Annotated in this window: 15 protein-coding genes and 1 pseudogene; 7 read left to right on the top strand and 9 right to left on the bottom strand. The window is 55.6% G+C overall.

The window, feature by feature from the left end; translation table 11 throughout:
- Window positions 1–62: 62 nt before the first annotated feature.
- From A6U95_RS28610 to A6U95_RS28600, 3 genes are all read left to right on the top strand, one after another.
- Complete coding sequence (locus A6U95_RS28610; RefSeq protein WP_065686970.1) at window positions 63–1,235, top strand: fimbrial protein; 1,173 nt, start codon at window positions 63–65, stop codon at window positions 1,233–1,235.
- 123 nt (window positions 1,236–1,358) lie between these two features.
- Complete coding sequence (locus A6U95_RS28605; protein WP_065686969.1) at window positions 1,359–1,667, top strand: hypothetical protein; 309 nt, start codon at window positions 1,359–1,361, stop codon at window positions 1,665–1,667.
- A 243-nt stretch (window positions 1,668–1,910) separates the two neighbouring features.
- Window positions 1,911–2,489: a helix-turn-helix transcriptional regulator gene (locus tag A6U95_RS28600; RefSeq protein WP_065686968.1), complete on the top strand. Its 579-nt coding sequence runs from the start codon at window positions 1,911–1,913 to the stop codon at window positions 2,487–2,489.
- 45 nt (window positions 2,490–2,534) lie between these two features.
- Here A6U95_RS28600 and A6U95_RS28595 read toward each other — a convergent pair whose 3' ends face one another.
- From A6U95_RS28595 to A6U95_RS28585, 3 genes are all read right to left on the bottom strand, one after another.
- Window positions 2,535–3,989 carry an alpha/beta hydrolase gene (locus A6U95_RS28595; RefSeq protein ID WP_065686967.1) on the bottom strand — a complete coding sequence of 485 codons (1,455 nt, stop codon included), beginning with the start codon at window positions 3,987–3,989 and terminating at the stop codon, window positions 2,535–2,537.
- Between the two features lie 148 nt (window positions 3,990–4,137).
- Window positions 4,138–4,605, bottom strand: a complete 468-nt coding sequence (locus A6U95_RS28590) for a glycine zipper 2TM domain-containing protein (protein WP_065686966.1) — start codon at window positions 4,603–4,605, stop codon at window positions 4,138–4,140.
- 329 nt (window positions 4,606–4,934) lie between these two features.
- On the bottom strand, window positions 4,935–5,387 hold the full coding sequence (locus A6U95_RS28585) for a periplasmic heavy metal sensor (RefSeq protein WP_065686965.1): 453 nt from the start codon (window positions 5,385–5,387) through the stop codon (window positions 4,935–4,937).
- 154 nt (window positions 5,388–5,541) lie between these two features.
- On the opposite strand from A6U95_RS28585, the gene A6U95_RS31150 reads away from it, so the two are divergent.
- From A6U95_RS31150 to A6U95_RS28570, 3 genes and pseudogenes are all read left to right on the top strand, one after another.
- The gene (locus tag A6U95_RS31150; RefSeq protein WP_158006247.1) at window positions 5,542–5,715 is read left to right on the top strand and encodes a hypothetical protein; all 174 of its coding nucleotides are present in this window, start codon (window positions 5,542–5,544) and stop codon (window positions 5,713–5,715) included.
- A gap of 43 nt (window positions 5,716–5,758) precedes the next feature.
- Window positions 5,759–7,477, top strand: a pseudogene (locus tag A6U95_RS28575) (ATP-binding protein); the annotation flags it as partial.
- Window positions 7,464–8,807 carry a sigma 54-interacting transcriptional regulator gene (locus A6U95_RS28570; RefSeq protein ID WP_065686962.1) on the top strand — a complete coding sequence of 448 codons (1,344 nt, stop codon included), beginning with the start codon at window positions 7,464–7,466 and terminating at the stop codon, window positions 8,805–8,807. The pseudogene A6U95_RS28575 and the gene A6U95_RS28570, both read left to right, overlap by 14 nt.
- A gap of 140 nt (window positions 8,808–8,947) precedes the next feature.
- Here the strand turns inward: A6U95_RS28570 and A6U95_RS28565 are convergent, their stop codons facing one another.
- From A6U95_RS28565 to A6U95_RS28550, 4 genes are all read right to left on the bottom strand, one after another.
- The gene (locus A6U95_RS28565) at window positions 8,948–10,279 is read right to left on the bottom strand and encodes a cytochrome c (protein WP_065686961.1); all 1,332 of its coding nucleotides are present in this window, start codon (window positions 10,277–10,279) and stop codon (window positions 8,948–8,950) included.
- Between the two features lie 6 nt (window positions 10,280–10,285).
- Window positions 10,286–12,556 (bottom strand): molybdopterin cofactor-binding domain-containing protein, encoded by a 2,271-nt coding sequence (locus tag A6U95_RS28560; RefSeq protein ID WP_065686960.1) that lies wholly within the window; start codon window positions 12,554–12,556, stop codon window positions 10,286–10,288.
- Window positions 12,553–13,026: a (2Fe-2S)-binding protein gene (locus tag A6U95_RS28555; protein WP_065686959.1), complete on the bottom strand. Its 474-nt coding sequence runs from the start codon at window positions 13,024–13,026 to the stop codon at window positions 12,553–12,555. The genes A6U95_RS28560 and A6U95_RS28555 overlap by 4 nt, the downstream gene beginning before the upstream one ends.
- Window positions 13,027–13,227: 201 nt before the next feature.
- Complete coding sequence (locus A6U95_RS28550) at window positions 13,228–13,965, bottom strand: carbonic anhydrase (RefSeq protein ID WP_065686958.1); 738 nt, start codon at window positions 13,963–13,965, stop codon at window positions 13,228–13,230.
- 266 nt (window positions 13,966–14,231) lie between these two features.
- Between A6U95_RS28550 and mltB the strand changes: the two genes are divergently transcribed.
- Window positions 14,232–15,311, top strand: coding sequence for a lytic murein transglycosylase B (mltB, locus tag A6U95_RS28545; protein ID WP_065686957.1), 1,080 nt, complete (start codon window positions 14,232–14,234; stop codon window positions 15,309–15,311).
- Window positions 15,312–15,642: 331 nt separating this feature from the next.
- Here the strand turns inward: mltB and A6U95_RS28540 are convergent, their stop codons facing one another.
- The gene (locus A6U95_RS28540; RefSeq protein WP_065686956.1) at window positions 15,643–16,812 is read right to left on the bottom strand and encodes an HlyD family type I secretion periplasmic adaptor subunit; all 1,170 of its coding nucleotides are present in this window, start codon (window positions 16,810–16,812) and stop codon (window positions 15,643–15,645) included.
- A 10-nt stretch (window positions 16,813–16,822) separates the two neighbouring features.
- The gene (locus A6U95_RS28535; RefSeq protein WP_065686955.1) at window positions 16,823–18,961 is read right to left on the bottom strand and encodes a type I secretion system permease/ATPase; all 2,139 of its coding nucleotides are present in this window, start codon (window positions 18,959–18,961) and stop codon (window positions 16,823–16,825) included.
- Between the last annotated feature and the right edge of the window lie 5 nt (window positions 18,962–18,966).

The following is an 18,966-nucleotide window of genomic DNA, read 5'->3' as shown; positions in this document are numbered from 1 at the left end:
TCGTCCAGAACATATAAAAATATAGCAAGTGTGGCGCATACGGTTGTGCCAGAGGTGAAAGAATGAAGAGAATAATGCAGCGTACAATTGGGCTACTTATGTTCATGGTAGCCAGTAACAGCGCCTGGGCGGTGGTAAACTGCACAGCGTTAGGTAGTGGCTCCCGCACCGATATCGTTCAACTAACCCCTCCCGCGATTTCTGCAGGGGCAGATATTCCTGTCGGAACGGTAATTTATCAAGGGCGCTGGATTAGTGGTTCAACCGGTATCAGTGTGATGGACTGTACATCCACGTTGGACCCTGCCTCAATGTGGCTTAACGTTGCCTGGAGTATTGAGCAGGCGCCTATGCCGCTTTCCAGTTGGTCAGGCAGCCCTTTCGGTGGCGCGGTATATGAGACCGGCATTCCAGGTATAGGCATTGCCATCTCCCGCAGCAATAATGGTGATGCGGCCAAGGTTGGCCAACCAAACTATCAGTTTCCCAACGATGTCGAGAGCCCGATAACTGGGGGGCATTATAAGCCTTATATGGCGAATAGGGTCATCTACGTGTCACTGATTAAAACCGGTGTTATTTCGCCTGGAAATCATACCTTGGATGCGTCGAAACTTCCGGTAGCTGGCCTGACTATTGTTAATCCGCTGTATCATGCATCGACAGCTGGATTGCCTATCACGGTTACCCGGGTTCAATTTCAGGGGCAATTAACGGTGTCGGCACAGACCTGCAGCACACCGCTGGTCGCTGTTGCAATGGGTGAATATGACATCGGAGAGTATTTTAACCGAATAGGTTCGACCACTCCTTGGCTTGATGCGTCAATTAGGCTGACCAATTGCCCAACCTTCTACGGTTTTTATAATGCTGATAACAGTACGCTGATGTTCGATTACAGTACCGGCACCGGGCTTGTAGCCAACTCAACCAGTAACAGTATTGGTGTGCGATTAACCCCGGCAACTTCGGTGATTGATGCTGCCAATGGCGTGATGGAAATCGACTCGACGGTTCCAGGTGCGGCATCGGGCGTAGGCATCCAGCTCGGTTGGGGGGAGAGCAGCCAGACGCCGACATTGTTTAATTTTTCAACTGAACAGGCTATGACGCTGCCGAAAGATGGCAGCCCGACCATTCGTGTCCCGCTGGCCGCCCGCTATATTCAAACGGCTTCGGCACCGACGCCGGGCAAGGCGAATGGCAAAGTGGTGTTTACCATTAATTACTATTGAGCAACGACGAGCATGCCTCTCGGATAAATAAAGAAGGTTGGCCCTTGGTTAGCGTAGCCACAAATTCCAGCCTTATTCTATCTGTCATGGCCTACATAGATTGTGTGAAAGAGGATGTTACCCATGCAAAGACCGATAAATAAGGTATCAGGTTTACTGATGGGAATGCTGATAACGGTTATCTCTAATCCGAGTTGGGCAGCGCTCACCGTGACGGTAGGAAGCGCTCAGCAACTTACTGTCACCGTTCCCGTGAATCCACCGGTGATCTCGGCCGGTGTAGACGTTCCGGTGGGGATGGTACTTTATCAGGGAAACCTGAATATGCTAGATACCTATTATGAAACAAAATGGACAACCCAACTTGGCTGGGGGGAGAGCGCCCAAGCACTGACGCTGTTTAACTTCTCAGCGGAACAGAGCGTGAACTGACCGGAAGATGGTCGTTCGACAATTCGAATTCCCTTGGCTGCCCGTTATATTAAAACGTCGGCGGTTCCGACGCCGGGCAAGGCGAATGGTAAAGTGGTGTTTACCATTAACTATTATTAGTTGTGGCCCATGGATAGCGTAGCTCATGAATTTAAAAATGCTACATTTGGCCATGTTAGAGCCTCGGATTGCTGTTGTAGCGATGAGATGGAGATTTGTTTTTCATAAAGGAGTGCCATTGATATGGCTGGAAGAATTAATATAATTACCGATAATTATTATTTTTTTGTTGGGCTTAAGGCGTATTTGCATGCCGAGGGGAGAGTGATTAACTTAATGGCACTCAATGAACTGAAAAATACCAGCGCCAGTAGTTTTGGTAAAGAAGATGTGCTGGTTTTTCATATGTTGAATTCCATGAGTGAAATGTCGTTCTTGATTGCCGTTGCCAAATTCCCGGGCAAAGTGATTTTTTTGCCACGTGAAATGAAAATAAAATTCAACCTGGATTTTGGGCGACATATTGCCTTTGCAGAGGATGCTGATGTAGACGCGGTGTTTAATGAGTTAGTCAAGATAGTCGGTGGGGAGCTTCCCGTTGCTACTTTTCTCCAGGATAGCTTAACCCGCAGAGAGAAGGCCGTACTGCTGTTTATGATCGATGGCATGAATATGCAAGCCATCGGCCACAGCTTACGTATCTCAACCAAAACCGTGTATACCCACCGGCGTAATGCCCTGCATAAACTGGGAGTGCGTAACCTGTTTCAGGCGTGCCCAATAAAAACCAGCGTGCTCAATTCGGCTATTTTTTCCGGTTGAAACCACGGCCTGTACCGAATGGGCACTGGCCGTGGTTAACCTATCTTATTTCGTTGGCGCAGAGCCAATATTGTCATCTATGCGTTTGAGCATATAAGGGAAGAACGGGTTGGAGGACAGACGCATCAACGAATCCAGCCCGACCACTAGCACCGCCCGCTCGCCACGTGCGGCAAAGGTCCCCAGGCTGATACCGTACTGATTGCGCGGTTCCGGGTAGCGCCCGTACAGGGAATCACTCAGCGGGAACGGCAACGCCACGTGCGATAGCGAGAAGATATCCGGCAAATAGGTGATACCGAGCAGATCCGTGGTTTCTGCCGTTTGCCCTGCGACGATGGTACGCGCCTCGGTATCGGTGGTTTCCGGCGTCACGTTGGTGACGATGGTGGCCGTATAGTTACGCGGTGGCGGTGGCAGCAGCCGCGGCAGCGCGGTATAGGATGAGCTTCGGAGTAACGGCCCAAACGCTACCGCCTGGTTTAAATCAAATAACACCACCTCACTGCCGTTGGCGGGGAGATGGTTATACAGCGCTGTAATCACCGCACGGGTGCTGACGGTAGAGTCCATCACCGATTGGAACGTCAGGATCGGTGGCAATTCACCCATTTTCCCGTTGCGCGAATCGGCGGCAATCTGCTTTTGCAATGCCTGGGTTAGCTGGAAGGACTGGCGTGCCGCATTCACCGGGAACGAATTGTATTTGAACGGGTTAAACTCCGGCACAATCCCCAACCATGCCGCCTTGGCAAACGCCGGGAAGATGGCTGGCCAACCGGCAATACCGGCAAAACGGGCAAAGCTGGTGACGCCGATCATCGGTGAAATCAGCACCACACGCTGGGGTTTGGTCAGCCTAGGGTCATCCAACGCATCTAACGTGTATTTCATCGCCAACGCGCCGCCGTTTGAGAAGCCAACGATATGCAGCGGTACATTATCACCCGCCAGGCGTTTGGCTTCACGGATCGCCAAGCGGGTGGCGGCCATCCAATCCTGCCAATCCACATCGGTCAGTGCTCCCGGTACGGTGCCGTGCGCAGGTAAACGAATACCGACCGCCACATAACCATACTCACGGTAATTATCCGCAATATGCCGCAGGCTGTAAGGGGTATCAGTCAAACCATGCAACAGCACCACAGCGCCTTTCGGTTTGCCTTCCGGCATCATGGTGTAGGAGCGGTTCCAGTCAGTGGGAAACTTTTCGGGATAGATTGGGCTTTCGGCATAGTAGCGGTTTAACGAGGTCTGCTGGCTGCTGTCCAGCTTGTCGGTCACATTCTGGCGGACCTCTTTGAAAATGGCGTCCTCGGCAGTCAGATAATCCGCCCAACTGGCCTTATCGATCTCATCGGCGTGCATTTCATCAGGGACAAAGGTATGCCAAAGCTGTAACGATGGCCCACGCTGGGTGTCATAAACTCGCATGCCCAGCGCACCGACGATTAACACCACCAACAGCAGGGCAATGCGTTTAATCCATTTGATAAACATCAGGTTTAACTCCGTTTTTTATTGTAATGGTCGAGCCGGAAAACTCGCTATCATCCCACAAGGGGAGTTCGTCCCTGAATTCTGTATCCTATCAGCAAGGGGGCCATGTTGCGGCCTGACACCTAAACCGTGAAGCAACTTGTTCCCTTTAGCGTGGTGATACGGTGGTGGTGCTGCCATTGGTCACCAGTGCAACGCGCTGCCCTGTATGGAACTGGGTTGAGCCCTGTGCCTGAACGACCACGATATTCACACCATCATCCCGGCGCACTTCCAGTTCCACCCCGGCGCTGCGGTTCATGGCGCTTTGGATCCCTGAGCCAGCAGCTGCGCCTCCCACGGCACCCGCCGCCGTTGCCAGGCTGCGTCCTGAGCCGCCACCCACGGTATTACCCAGGAAGCCACCGACTACGGCCCCGCCAATAGCCCCAGCGGCGTTGGTGCCATCACCCCCCTGGATGGTGACCGGGCGCACGGAGACCAGCGTGCCATAAGTGACGAAGTTGGCCTGCCTGGCCTGCGCTGCAGTAAAGGTATCGCCGGAAGCGGTGCGATTAGCGTTACATCCGCTGAGAACGGCGGCAGCAAGAGCGACAACAATGATTGTTTTATTCATGAGATAACTCCGAGCAAGTTAAGTGCGCAAAGAGACAGTCTCTGTCTCATGCAAATAAGTATGGCAGGAACTTGATTTTATTCAGGTGATACGACAAAAAATTATATTCAGGCGTAAGAATAGAGATTAAGCGTTTTAGTATGCTGTTTTACGTCAATTTTCCAAGAATATTCTCATTAATAAGTCTTAAATCAGTCTTATTAATTGTTCTTAAGGGGGGAATCAATGGCGGGGGCTGCCTGAGCAATCCTGGAATTGCGAAGAATTGGCGGGAGAAACCAGAACAGGGCTGGTGTTCTCCCGATTTTATCTCAGAGTAATGTTAGGGGTTAACGGCAGCCGCGTCCGCTGTGCATCCCCGCTCCGCCCATCCCGTGGCCCATCATTGGCACGCCAGCCTTGGCCAGATCGGTATCCAGCGCTACGCGTTGTTGATACAGGTTGTCACGCAATGCGGTAACTTCTTTGCTCACGGCCAAGACCTTTTGTTCATCCAAAGGCTTGCTGGTCAGAAGCGCCTGATATTCGTATTGCTTGGACATCAGCTGTTGGCGCAGATCGGCGGTTTTCGACTGGAACTCATCAAAGGCTTTCTGGCTGACGGCTTGCTGTTCAGGCGTCAAGTTCGCGCGGTTACCGTGCTGATAACCCATCCCCTGATGAGTTCCCTGTGCATTGGTCATGTTTGCGTGGTAACCATTTTGCGCCAGCGCGGTAGTGCTAACACCGGTCAGCAGGGCAACGGAGATAACGGCGGCGAAGGTGGTTTTAGTTAGCGTCATGATTGATTTCCTTTTGTTTAGGGTTCATGGATTCCATTTCTTTCATTGCAACCGTCGTGCCAGCTTCAGGCTGGCATGGGAATTGTATAGTTCCAGGATCGCCTTTATGGCTGGGCTAGCTCCAACCAACGGGCACCAGCCAAGGAGTGTCAGCATGAAGCGCGTTAAGTTTATGACAGTAATAAAAATAACTGATAGAGGAGGATGGCCGTTTGCTGGCCGCAATCCAGAGATAAAGTGGGTTATTTTTACTCGCCATACTGATAGTGTGGGTAATAATTACCCGCACGCTGGCGTGCCGGTTGCAGAGGAAGCCCATGGAATTTAAAACCAAATCGACGCTCTTACCTGCCTGGATTGCGATCGCAGCGGTTGCGTTACTGCTCGGCATTATCATCACGCTGGCCATTAAAGATCTGCAGCGTGGGCGTGAGGTGGAGATCCAAACGCTGCGAGAAAAAAGCGCGGTGTTGATGAGCTCGTTTGAATCCGGTGCTCGTACCGGTATGGGCATGCGCTGGCGTCACGATCAGCGTCAAACTCTGTTGGAGGAGATGGCCTATCAGCCAAACGTGCTGTACATCGCCATTACCGATCGCTCTGGCCGCATCCTGGCGCACAGCGATCCACAACGCGTTGGCCAGCAGCTGTATAGCCCGCAACAGATGGCTGAGCTGAAGGTCTCCAGCGATGCACAGTGGCATATGACGAGCTTTGATGAGCCACAGGATCGGCAGCAGAATGCTTTCGAAGCCTACCGTTGGTTTAAGCCGCTCAAGCGTGGCAGTGGCCACTCTGGCCATATGATGAACCGATCGCGTATGCAGGAGGCTGCCGAGCCTCAGGATGATGAGCAAACCGTCATTTTTGCGGCGTTAGACACCGTCGCGCTGGATGCCGCCCAGGCAAAGGATATGCGCAACACCTCGATTTTGCTGTCCATCTTGCTGTTGCTGGCGTTAGCCAGTTTGTTGGCGCTGTTCTGGGGGCGCCGTTATCAACGCTCCAGCCAGCAGTTGCAGGACTCAAGGGCCTTCTCCAGCGAAATTATCAGTAACTTGCCGATGGGCTTGATCACCACCAATGATCAGCACCAGATCCGGGTAGTTAATCATGCGGCAGAAGTGATGTTGGGCTGCAGTGCCGCCGAGCTGTTTGGCCAGCCCAGCCATCAGGCGCTACCCACCGAATGGCAGCAACTGGCGCAGAAAAGTAGCCACGGCCAGCCGATCATCGAACAGGATATTGATCATCGTCTGGCTGGTGGGCAGAGCCTGCCGTTGAGCATCAGCGTGGCGAATATTGTTAATCACAGCGGCCATTTTCTGGGCAACGTGTTTATCTTTCGCGATATGCGGGAAATTCGCCAGCTGCAAGAGGAGATCCGCCGCAAAGAAAAGCTGGCGGCTATCGGCGATTTAGCGGCTGGCGTGGCCCACGAAATCCGCAACCCGCTTTCCTCCATCAAAGGCTTCGCCAAGTATTTTGCCGATCGCTCGCCTGCGGGTAGCGAACAGCATGAACTGGCCAAGGTGATGGCGAAAGAGGTCGATCGTCTCAACCGGGTGATCACCGAGTTACTGGCGCTGGTGCGCCCTGCCGATCTGCGTTTGCAGCGGGTGGCGATTAACGAGGTGATCGAACATTCGCTACACCTGATCCGTCAGGATGCTGAGAGTAACAACATCGCTCTCCGTTCCCGCTGTGATGAAGCTTTGCCGCTGGTGGAGATCGACCCTGATCGCCTCACTCAGGTGTTGTTGAATCTGTATCTCAATGCCATTCAGGCAATTGGCTCGGATGGCGTACTCGAGGTTGAAGTTGAAGCAACCCAGGATGGGGCGATGCGCATTACCGTCAGCGACTCGGGTGCAGGTATCCCACCTGACGACCTTGGAAAAATCTTCAACCCTTACTTCACCACCAAGGCGACGGGCACCGGCCTGGGGCTAACCATGGTGCAGAAAGTGATCGAGGAGCACCAGGGGACGATCGCCGTTACCAGCGGCCAACCAACGGGCACACGCTTTACAATGGTGATCCCACTTAGTCACCAAACACCGCAGGGAGAGGTTTATGCAGACGCCTAATGCACATATTTTGCTGGTTGAGGACGATCTCAGCCACTGCACCATCCTCCAAGCGCTGATAAACGGCTGGGGTTACCGAGTCAGCGTGGCGCATAACGGCCGACAAGCGTTGGAGCAGGTCAGGGCGCAACCGTTTGATCTGATCCTCAGCGACGTGCGGATGGCGGAAATGGACGGCATCGCAGCGCTGAAGGCCATCAAAAGCTATAACCCGGCGATCCCGATCCTGATCATGACCGCCTACTCCAACGTGGAGTCTGCCGTTGAAGCGATTAAGGCGGGGGCTTATGACTATCTGACCAAGCCTCTCGATTTCGATACGCTGCAGCTCACGCTGGCACGCGCGCTGGAGCATACCTCGTTAAAGAGCGAGAACCAGGATCTGAAGCAGCGTTTGCGGTTCGATCAGCAAAATTTTATTGGCCGCAGTGAACCGATGCGCAAGTTGCTGGAAATGATCGCCATGATCGCCCCTTCCGAAGCGACGGTGTTGATCAGCGGCGAGTCCGGCACCGGCAAGGAGCTGATAGCTCGGGCCGTACACGCCAATAGCCTGCGCAAGGAACGGCCATTGGTGAGCATCAACTGCGCCGCCTTGAGCGAATCTCTGCTGGAGTCGGAGCTGTTCGGGCATGAGAAAGGAGCATTTACCGGTGCCGATAAACGCCGGGAAGGGCGTTTTATGGAGGCTGATCAGGGCACGCTGTTCCTGGATGAGATTGGAGAAGTCTCGCCGTTGATGCAGGCGAAATTACTGCGGGCGATCCAGGAGCGGGAGATCCAGCGGGTGGGCAGTAATCAGACCCTGTCGGTGGATGTACGCCTGATCGCGGCGACTAACCGGGATCTGTTGGCGGATGTGGAAGCTGGCAGGTTCCGCCAGGATCTCTACTATCGGCTGAATGTGGTGACGGTGGACAGCCCGCCGCTGAGGGCGCGCAGCGAGGACATTCCCCTGTTGGCAATGCACTTTCTGGCCAAATTTGCCGAGCGTAACCGTAAGACGGTTAAGGGATTTACCCCGTTGGCGATGGATATGCTGCTGAAATACCCCTGGCCGGGCAACGTGCGTGAGCTGGAGAACAGCGTTGAGCGCGGGGTGATCCTGCTGAGTGGGGATTTTATCAGTGAAAAAGAGCTGCCGCTGAGCATCAGCCAGTGCGTCGATGTGCAGCCTGATAGCCAATGTGGCCAAGCGATCCAGCCGTTGGAGCAGGTCGAGAAACAGGCGATTTTGGCGGCGCTGGAACAAACTGCCGGTAACAAGACCGAGGCGGCCAAACAGCTCGGCATTACCCGTAAGACGCTGTTGGCCAAGTTACAGAAGTAGCTTCTGGCTTCTGTTCACACCCCTCACCCTAACCCTCTCCCACAGGGAGAGGGGACCGATCGTGCCACCACTGAATTACAGTAATGTGTCTTTATATTAAGTAGTTACAGAATAACTTTGCCCCCTGCCACGCGCTCCGTTCAGCTCCCTCTCCCTGTGGGAGAGGGTTGGGGTGAGGGGGCGGTTTCCGCTCGCAGTTCCGCCACCCGTTGCTGCACATCAGGCCACGGTTTTTGCTTGGCAAAGTCCTGCCGTAGATAGTTCAGTAGCGCGGCGATTTGCGCGTCGTTGAGGTTATAACGGAACGCAGGCATATAGCCTAATTCGCCTTTGGCTGGATGCTGGATACCGGAAAGCACCACGCGGATGGCATTATCCGGGCTGCTGCTATACAGGTTGCTGTTCAGGGCCAGGGAAGGGCGTACACCCTGCATCTGCGCGCCTTTCTCCTGAGAGTGACAAGCCATGCAGGCCCCGGAGAAAATCCGGGCCCCCTGTGAAGACAGCGGTTCTACGCTTTGCTCCGCTAACCGGCTGATCTCTGGGGCCTTACCGGGCAGGCTTTTCTCCTGAGGATGGAAGGAACTCAGATAGGTAGCAATGGCCTGTAAATCTTCTGGTGGCAACTGAGAAAGACCTTCCTCGATCACCGGTGCCATTGGCCCGGCGGCCACGCCGTGGTTAGCCGAGTAGCCGGTTTGCATAAAGGTCAGCAGATCCCGCTGGCTCCAGGCCAGCGGGATCTGAGCGTTGGAGGTCAGGGCCGGAGCGGTCCAACCTTCTGCAACACCGCCGCTCAAATGTTTGCTGCCCCCTTGCTCCCCAAACAGGAAGTTTCGTGGCGAATGGCAGGCGCTACAATGGCCCAGCCCCTCTGTCAGATAGGCCCCCCGGTTCCATTCTTTACTCTGGCTGGCGTCTGGCTGCATGGCACCGGGCGTCAGATAGAGCCAGTTCCAGGTCACGATACCCTGACGGATATTGAAGGGGAAATGTAATGAGGTTTTCGGCGGCTGGTAGTGCACCGCTGGCTGCGTCATCAGGTAAGCGTACAGTGCCTTGAGATCTTCGTCACTGGTGCGGGTAAATGCGGTATAGGGGAAAGCCGGGTAGAGGTAATTGCCCTGGCGGTCGACCCCGTGACGCATGGCGCGTTCAAAGGCGGGATAGGACCATCTGCCAATTCCTGTTTCCAGGTCGGGCGTAATATTGCTGGTATAGATGGTGCCGAACGGGATCTCCATTGCCAGCCCGCCGGTATTGCGTTCACCTCCGGGGCGGGTGTGGCACACCGCACAATCGCCAAGAGCGGCTAGGTGTTCACCTTTTTCAATCTGCGCCTGGCTGAAATTGTGGGTATCCAGCAGTTCGGTTTGCACCATTTCTGGCTGCCAGGTGGCAATCCCACCTACCGCGACGATGATGGCAACGGCCAGCGCGCCCAGCCCGGCGATTTTCTTTATCTTGTGCATAATGTGTTACCCGTTTGCATGGCTGGAAGAGGTGGCAGTAGCTAAAGCCTTCAGGATCCGTTCCGGGGTGAAGGGGACTTCACGCAGTCTGACGCCCAGCGCATCAAATAACGCATTGGCGATGGCGGCAGCGCTCGGTACGGAGGCGGATTCACCGGCCCCCATCGGCGGCTCATGCGGGTTATCCAGCAGTTGGATATCCACCTCTGGTAGTTCGTCAAACCGCAGCAGAGGGTAACCGCCCCAATCCAGTGAGGTCACTCCGCTGCTGTCAAAGGTGACAAACTCTTTCAGGACCCGGCTGGCAGATTGGATGATGTTGCCATGTACCTGATGGCGCACCCCGGCCGGATTGACGATTTGCCCGCAGTCGTGGGCAACGTAGATCTTGTTCAGTTTGATCTGCCCATTGCGGCGATTAACGCTGAGATCGCAGACCCAGGCCGCCCAGGCGGCACCAAACCCGGGGAATTTGCTGTGGAAGTAACGGGCATAGGCGAAACCTCGGCCATTGACCACCTCTTGATCCTCGGCCACCGGATTACGATGGGCGGGGCCATCCTGCCAGTTGGCCTGTTTTTTCAGCGCGTGGATCAACGTAATGGCGCGCGGATCGGTTAAATATTGCAGCCGGTAGGCGATCGGATCCTGTTTGGCGAGGTAGGCCAACTCGTCGATCCAGCTTTCATGGGCAAACACGTTCGGCAGCGCCGACACGCCACGCATCCAGGAAGCCCGCACGATGGGGGCTGCATCTTCCGCAATCACCCGCATATGCGGATATTCATACTGCGGCACGGCGGTACGGTCACCCATTTGCTGTACATCTGGCCGATTGGCGACCTTGCCGGTTAATACCAGCGGCAGGGTGACGGCGTTGTTGGAGGGATAGCTGGTTCTCAGCTCATAGGCGGCGACCTGATGGTTGGCATCCAGCCCGCCACGTACGCGGATCAATTGCCCGGTACCTTTTGGCTCCCAACCCGCTTCCTGCTCGCGCATCAACTGCACCCGCACCGGCTTGCCGGTGGCATGTGACAGTAAGGCCGCATCTGCCGAAACGTCGTCGGCACAGTTACGACCATAGCAGCCGGAAGCTTCCATACGGTTGATATGTACCTGCTCCGGCTCACGGCCAAGCAATTTAGCAATGTCTTTGCGCAGGTCGTGGGGATTTTGCGTACCAGACCAGATTTCCACCTGATGCGCGTTCACCTCGGCCACGGCACAGGAAGGGCCGATAGAGGCATGTAAATGATAAGGCCAGACGTAGTCGACATTGACCTGAGTTGTGACCGTGGCAAGGGCGTCGGTGGTGCCCGGATCGTCGCGCAGAATTCGCTCGGCTTTCGGCATGGCTTCCAGAGTAGCGTGCAGCTTATCCAAAGACAGATCCGGTAACCCGGCCCAGGGCTGCCATTGCACCTTTAGTTGGCGCATGGCTGCGATCGCCTGCTCCTCACGCTCGGTCACGATGCCGATAAAATCATTAATGACCACCAGTTTGACAATGCCGGGTAGGTGGGCGATGGATCCCCGATCGACGGAGATCATCGCTTTTCCCAATGGTGCGCTGCTGTCTGCTCCGGCATAAGGCGGGCGCACCACCCGGCCATGTAACATGCCTGGTAGGCGCATATCGTGCACATAGGTCAGTTGGCCGCGAACCTTGGCCGGAATATCGACGCGCGCGACCGGTTTGCCCACATACTGGCCGCTTTGCGGGCTTTTCAGCTCCACATTGCTGTTCAGCGGCAGATGCAGATCCTGCCCACGCGCCAGCTCGGCGTAGCTCAGGCGGGTTGAGGGGGCATCTGGGGCAAAGACGAAGCCATTGGCGGTTGTCAGCTGTGCGGCCGGGCGCTTGAAGGCCATAGCTGCCAGTTCCACCAGCAATTGCCGTACCTGCGCAGCCGCCTGACGCAAGGGAACCGAGGTTACCTGAATGGTGGCGCTGGCGATGGTTGGGCCTTGATCGGGCGTACGATTGGTATCGCCCAGGATCAGCGTGACATCGTCGAAAGCCACGTCCAGTTCATCGGCGACAATCTGCGCCAGTGAGGTGCGTATGCCGGTGCCGAGATCGACGTGGCCGTTAAACGCGGTCACTTTGCCGTCGGCACTGAGGGCAATAAAGCTGCTGATACGGTCCAGAGGGATCGCTTGACCTGCGGCGGCAGGGCTGCCCGCCAGCGCGTTTAAGGGTAACAGGCTGCTGACCATCACTACGCCACCCGCCTGCAGCAGGCGGCGACGGGTTATCTGCATCTCCATCATTGGGCACCGCGCTCGGCCAGTAGCCGCTTGGCCTGTTGCGCCGCAGCCAGAATTTCCAGATGGGTACCGCAACGGCACAGGTTGAAGGCTAATTCGTTTTTGATCTGTTGCTCGCTGGCTTGGGGATCGCGTTCAAACAGCGCCACCAGCGTCATAATCATGCCGTTGGTGCAGTAGCCACACTGCGCGGCCTGTTCATCGATAAAGCCCTGTTGCACCGGATGTAAATGGCCTTCCTGGCTTAGCCCTTCCAGCGTGGTGATCGTTTTGCCTTGGGCTGCAGACAGCGGGATGGAACAAGAGCGGGCCGCAACACCGTCGATCAGTACGGTACAGGCACCGCATTCACCCAGGCCACAGCCATATTTGGGGCCGTTGAGTTGTAGATCGTTGCGTAGGACATACAGCAGGGGAGTATCTGGTGGGATATTGCTCAGTGCGACCAAATGGCCATTAACCTTAATTTCCATGTAAAACCCTATCCTTGATGAGTTTAATTTTTTGTGAATTCTATGTTGATGGCTGGGGGCTTGTTTGATCAAAAGAGGGATTTTTAATGATTCGCAGAATAATTATTGAAACAGGATGTGATGTAATGCATTGATAATCAATAAGAGTTATAAGCAGCGGCGAGCCAATGCCCACCGCTGTTGTGAGAGGTTAGCCAGGGGTTAAGCGAGAAACTCAACCTTGCCGCCGTCCAGATGGTACATGCTGCCTACAATCTTGATTTTTCCTTCCTCTTCCAGTTTTTTCAGCACCGGGCTGTTTTTGCGGATATCGGCGATGGTCATCTCGACGTTGGTTTTGGCGACGGCATCGACAAACTCATAGTTGCTACCGCTGCGTTCGCCTTTAAATTCGGTCTTGTCGATGGCCGGTTTGATCTTGTTGAGCAGCCCGGTCAGGTTACCCAGCTCGACATTTTCGATGGCTCCTTTTACCGCACCGCAGGCGGTGTGTCCCATCACCAGTACCACTTTGGCTCCGGCAGCGGCGCAGGCAAACTCCATGCTGCCCAGAATGTCGTCATTCTGGATATTACCGGCAACGCGCGCGTTAAAGGTTTCACCAATGCCGACGTCAAACAGGAGTTCCGCCGGGGCGCGTGAGTCAATGCAGCTTAAAATGACCGCCGCCGGGAACTGCCCCTGAGCACTGGCCTGCTTCTGGGCGACATAGTCATGCTGCTGCATTTTGCCTTCCCGAAAGCGCATATTGCCTTGTTTAAAGCTGGCGATGATGTCGTCCGGCGTCATTTTATCGCGCTGTTCTTTGGTCATTGCGGCGGCAAAGGCCACTGAAGGTGCGGTGAAACCGGCAATGCCGGTCATGGCTAATACTGAAAGGGCTGCGGTACGTTTTAGCAGGGCACGGCGTGGCGGTTCTTGATCGGGGAGCTTACTCATATACGTTATTCCTCTTGTGCTGCTTTGGAGAGAAAACACATTGATTGCGCCAGTTCGCAGGGGCAACGAAGCAACCTAGCGTAGTGGCGTTGAACGGGTATCGCCTTGTTAAAGGTAAGCACTAGTAAGTGTATATGTGCCCTTGCTTTTTAGCTGGGTATTTTGTGAACAAAATGAGGCCGCCGGGGACCAGATTCCTGTTTGTTCGCGCCAGACAATGGCTTAACATAGTGACAACTTTTTTGCCTGGCCTATATGGATATCCAATGCGTCACCTGGTTACGCTTTTACCCCTGATCCCTTTGCTGGCTGCCTGTAGCAGCGAGCCTAAACCTACCGAGCAACTGGCCCCCCCAGATAGCCTGGTGCAGAGTGGCTTTGTGCTTGAACCGGAGCATGCCATTCATCCACTGGGCGGCGACTTTGCCAATAATCCGGCAACGGCGCGCTTTATCGACAAGATGGTGCAGGAGCACGGCTTTGAGCGCCAGCAGTTGCATGACGTACTGGCCCAGGCCAAACAGCTGGACTGGGTGGTGGCTCTGATGGATAAGCAGGCACCCGCTGGCAAGCCAGCGACGTCACCAAACGGTGCCTGGATCCGCTATCGCAACAAGTTCCTGACGCCGGACAACGTGCAGAATGGGGTGGTGTTCTGGAATAAATATGAGGCGGATCTCCAGCGCGCCTATCAGGTTTACGGTGTACCGCCAGAAATTATCGTGGGCATTATCGGGGTGGAAACTCGCTGGGGCCGGGTGATGGGCAAAACGCGCATTATCGATGCGTTGGCGACGCTGTCGTTTAACTACCCACGCCGTGCTGACTACTTTAGCGGTGAATTGGCCACCTTCTTGCTGATGGCGCGTGCCGAAGGTGACGATCCGCTTTCCCTGCGCGGCTCCTACGCCGGTGCGATGGGCTACGGCCAGTTTATGCCTTCGTCGTTCAAGAGCTATGCGGTTGACTTTAACGGTGACGGCCATATCAACCTGTGGGATCCGGTGGATGCCATCGGCAGCGTGGCCAACTACTTCAAAGCTCATGGCTGGACGCGTGGGGCAACGGTGGCGGTGCCGGCTAATGGCCAGGCTCCTGGTTTAGAGACTGGTTTTAAAACCAACTACTCGGTGGCTACGCTGGCCGCAGCGGGCTTGACGCCGCAAGGCTCGTTGGAAGGTAATCAGCAGGTCAGCCTGCTGCGTCTGGATATGGGTAACCGTTATCAATACTGGTACGGTCTGCCGAACTTCTACGCCATCACCCGCTATAACCACAGCGTACATTATTCGATGGCGGTGTGGCAGTTGGGTGAAGCGGTGGGCAGGGCTCGGCGCGGGCAGTGAGTTTTTCTGATTTTTGAGCGAGTTTCAGGCGTAAAAAAACCCGATGGTGAATCGGGTTTTTTTACTTTCCGGCCTGAGTTGGTGTCTCTGGCCAGGATGAGAACATCATCATCTAACAATGAGATACCTGCCGCGACAGGCAATGGAAGGGTAAGCGGTAGTGCTCTCACTCCTTTTTAAGGAGTAACGGATGAAAACTTTCATTGATAAAGTTCTCATCGTTCTGAAAGCGCTGGTTGCGCTGTTGGAACTGATCCGCAGATTCATCGACTGATGAAGGTGGAAACGTAAATAAGGCCAGGGAGGCTAACCACTCTCTGGCCTTTAATAATTACCGTTCCCGCAGTGACTCTTTCACCTTGTTCAGCGGCTTGATAAGGTAATCCAGCACGCTTTTCTGCCCGGTCTTGATCTCCACGCTGGCCACCATTCCCGGTACAATCGGGAACTTCTTGCCCGCCTTATTCATCAGCTCCGCCTGCTTGGTACGTACGTAAACCCGGTAGTAATACTGGTCACGTTTGACCTCGTCTTGAATGGTATCCGGGGAAACGTTCTCCACCTCGCCATTCAGGTTGCCGTAGATCGAAGAGTCGTAGGCGGTCACCTTGACGGTTGCTGGCAGGCCAGGGCGGATATAGGCGATATCCCTTGGGTTGATGCGGGTTTCGATCAGCAACTGATCTTCCAACGGCACGATCTCCATCAGTTTGCCGCCCGGCTGCAACACGCCGCCCACGGTGGTCACCTGAATATCCTTCACGATCCCACGCACAGGCGAGACCATGGTGGCACGATCCAACTGATCTTCCTTACCGTTCACCAGTTCTAACTGGGCGTCGAGATCGGCGTTGTTTTTTACCTGCTCCTCACGCGCCCGCACGGCATATTGGTTGATTGCCTCGTCAATCTTGCCTCTCAGCTCACTAACCTGCCGCCGTAGGCGGATTACTTCAACCTGGCCGGCAGCCCCTTTGGCGACTAGCGGTTCGGTCATGCGTAATTCCTGCTGGACCAACTGCATCGACTGTTGCAGATTGCTGACGGTTTCATCGCGGTTGCGCTTGCGGGACTCATACAGCTGGCGTTCACGGGCCACCAGACTTGGCTCCTTCAGGGTATCGGCGCTGAACTGCAGAGGCTCGCCGGTCAGCTCGGAACGCAGGCGTTCGGCGGAGGCGCGCAGGGTCCGCACGCGGGAAAAGGCCTCGCCATAGTTGGACTGAAAGCGTTTCACATCCAACTGCGCCAGTTTCTGGCCCTTGTTGACGATGTCCCCTTCGTGCACATACAGGTGATCGATAATCCCACCGTCCAGGCTCTCAATCAGCTGCGCCCGGCTTAAGGGCGTGACCTTGCCGGTGCCTACGGTGACCTCATCGAGTATGGCAAAATGGGCCCAGACCACAAACAGGATCATCCCCAGCAGCGTCAACCAAAGTACCGAGGAGTGCCGCCGCCCCTGGCGTGCCAGATCGTCTTGCATGGTGATATTGCTCATTGCTTGCTCCTCATGCTACGCCCTGTTCTTTATTGATCGGCTTATTGGCTGCCTGCAGGATCTGGTCCCGTGGCCCGTCGGCCACCACGCGGCCGTTATCCAGCACCACAATGCGATCCACCAGCTTCAGCAGCGCTGGCCGATGGGTGACCAGTACCAGCGTGCGGCCGCTCAGCCAGCCGTGTATCTGGCGGATCACGTACTCTTCCAGCTGTTCATCCATGGAGGCGGTGGGTTCATCCAGCAGCACGATTTGCGGGTTGCGCAGGATCATACGGCTCAACAACACCATCTGGCGCTGGCCGCCGGACAGGCCGCGGCCTCCTTCATGAATAATGCGATCCAGGCTGGCGGCGTCCTGTTGCACCAGGCTCAGTGCCCCCGAGATCCGCAGTGCCTGGAGCATTTCCGATTCGGTAGCATGAGGGTGCCCGAGCATCAGGTTCTGGCGCAGGCTGCCGAAAAACAGCCGCGACTCCTGCGAGAGAAAGCCCAGTTGGCGGCGCACATCGCTGGGATCGATATGGCTGATATCGACCCCGTCGATGATCACCTTGCCCCGGGTGGCGCTGGCCTGGCCGGAGAGCAGCTTCAGCAGCGTCGATTTCCCCGCGCCGACTTTGCCGAGGATCGCTACCCGTTCGCCGGGTTTGATCTCCAGATTATTGACGGTGATCGAGTTTTCCCCTTTCTCCACGTCGTAGCTATATTGCAGATTGCGCAGCTGGAAATGGCCGCTGAGCACCGGGCAATGAGCCATCTTGCCCTCTTCAGGCTTATCGAGCGGTTTCTTCAACAGATCGTCAAGGCCTGTCATGGCGGTTTTGGCGTGCTGCCAGCGTGAGAACACCATGGTCAACTGCATCAGCGGGGCGATGGTGCGTGAGGAAAGCAGGCTACAGGCCACCATAGTACCGGTAGTGATATCGCCAGCGAGCACCAGATAGCTGCCAAACACCAGCATTCCGGCATAGGTCAGTTGCTGTACCGTTGAGGCCCAACCGCTGAGCCGCGCGCCCCACAGCCGCTGCTGCATACCGATGTTGGCGCTGACCGCGTGGGTCTGCTCCCATTGGCGCTGGAAGTAGGGCTCGGCTTGCAGTGCCTTGATGTCCTCAACCCCTTCGATCGACTCAACCAGCACCGCGTTGCGCAGAGCGCTTTCCCGCATACCTTCCTTCGCCAGCTTGGCCATCGGCCATTGCAGCATGATGCCAGGAATGACGATCAGCGGGATTGCCAGCATGGGGATAAACACCAGCGGGCCACCTACCAGCGCCATAATGGCGAGGAACAGCAGCACGAACGGCATATCCGCCGCCGCACCCACGGTGGTGGAGGTCAGCAATTCCCGTACCTGATCGATCTCCCGCAACTGCGAGATAAACGAGCCGGTCGATTTTGGCCGCGCTTCGTTTTTGATTGCCAGGGCGCGGGCAAACAGCATACCGGAGATCTTCAGGTCGATTTTCTTGCCCATCAGATCGGAGATCACGGTGCGCGACAGGCGGATGGCATACTCCAGCGCCGCCGCGATCAGCACCCCAAAGAACAGCACCCACAGGGTGGAGTAAGACTGAGCCGGAATAACCCGGTCATAGACCTGCATCGAAAACAGAATACCGGCGAGTGCCAGTACGTTGCTGATGATTGATGCCAGCGAGATCTCGCCGATTTGCCGTTTGGCCCCGCGAAAGTGTTGCCAGAACCAATGTTTGCGGTAGGGCTGTACGAAGTCGTCGATGCGCGCATCCTGCCCGCGCTTCGCCGCTCCCAGCAGCACAATGGTGCCTTGCCCTTTCAGCAGTAGTTCCACCAGCTCGGCCTCTCGTTGCACGTCGCCGCTGTCGTTGAGCCAATACAGCGCCTTGCCTTCGCTGTCGAGGGATTCGATCACCATCAGGCCGCCGTCATCGATCTCGATCAGCGCGGGCAGGATCTCGTTACGCCAGCGGACTTTCTCCCGTGGCTGCAAGCTGACGCTAAGCCCCATCAGGTGGCCCAGGCGTTCCAGGCGGCGCGGGGCCGGCAGTTGTTCATACCAGCGCATTTGCTGGCGGATGGATTTGATATCGACAGCCAGACCGTAGCCGTTGGCCGCCCGGGCCATGGCTGCGATCCAGGCTTCGAGTGATGCAGGTTGTGACATAAGCG

The organism is Serratia sp. 14-2641 (assembly GCF_001692375.1).
GTDB classification, from domain to species: domain Bacteria; phylum Pseudomonadota; class Gammaproteobacteria; order Enterobacterales; family Enterobacteriaceae; genus Chania; species Chania fonticola_C.
Note: the sequence above shows the minus strand (reverse complement) of the source record. Positions and strands in the feature narration are given on the sequence as shown.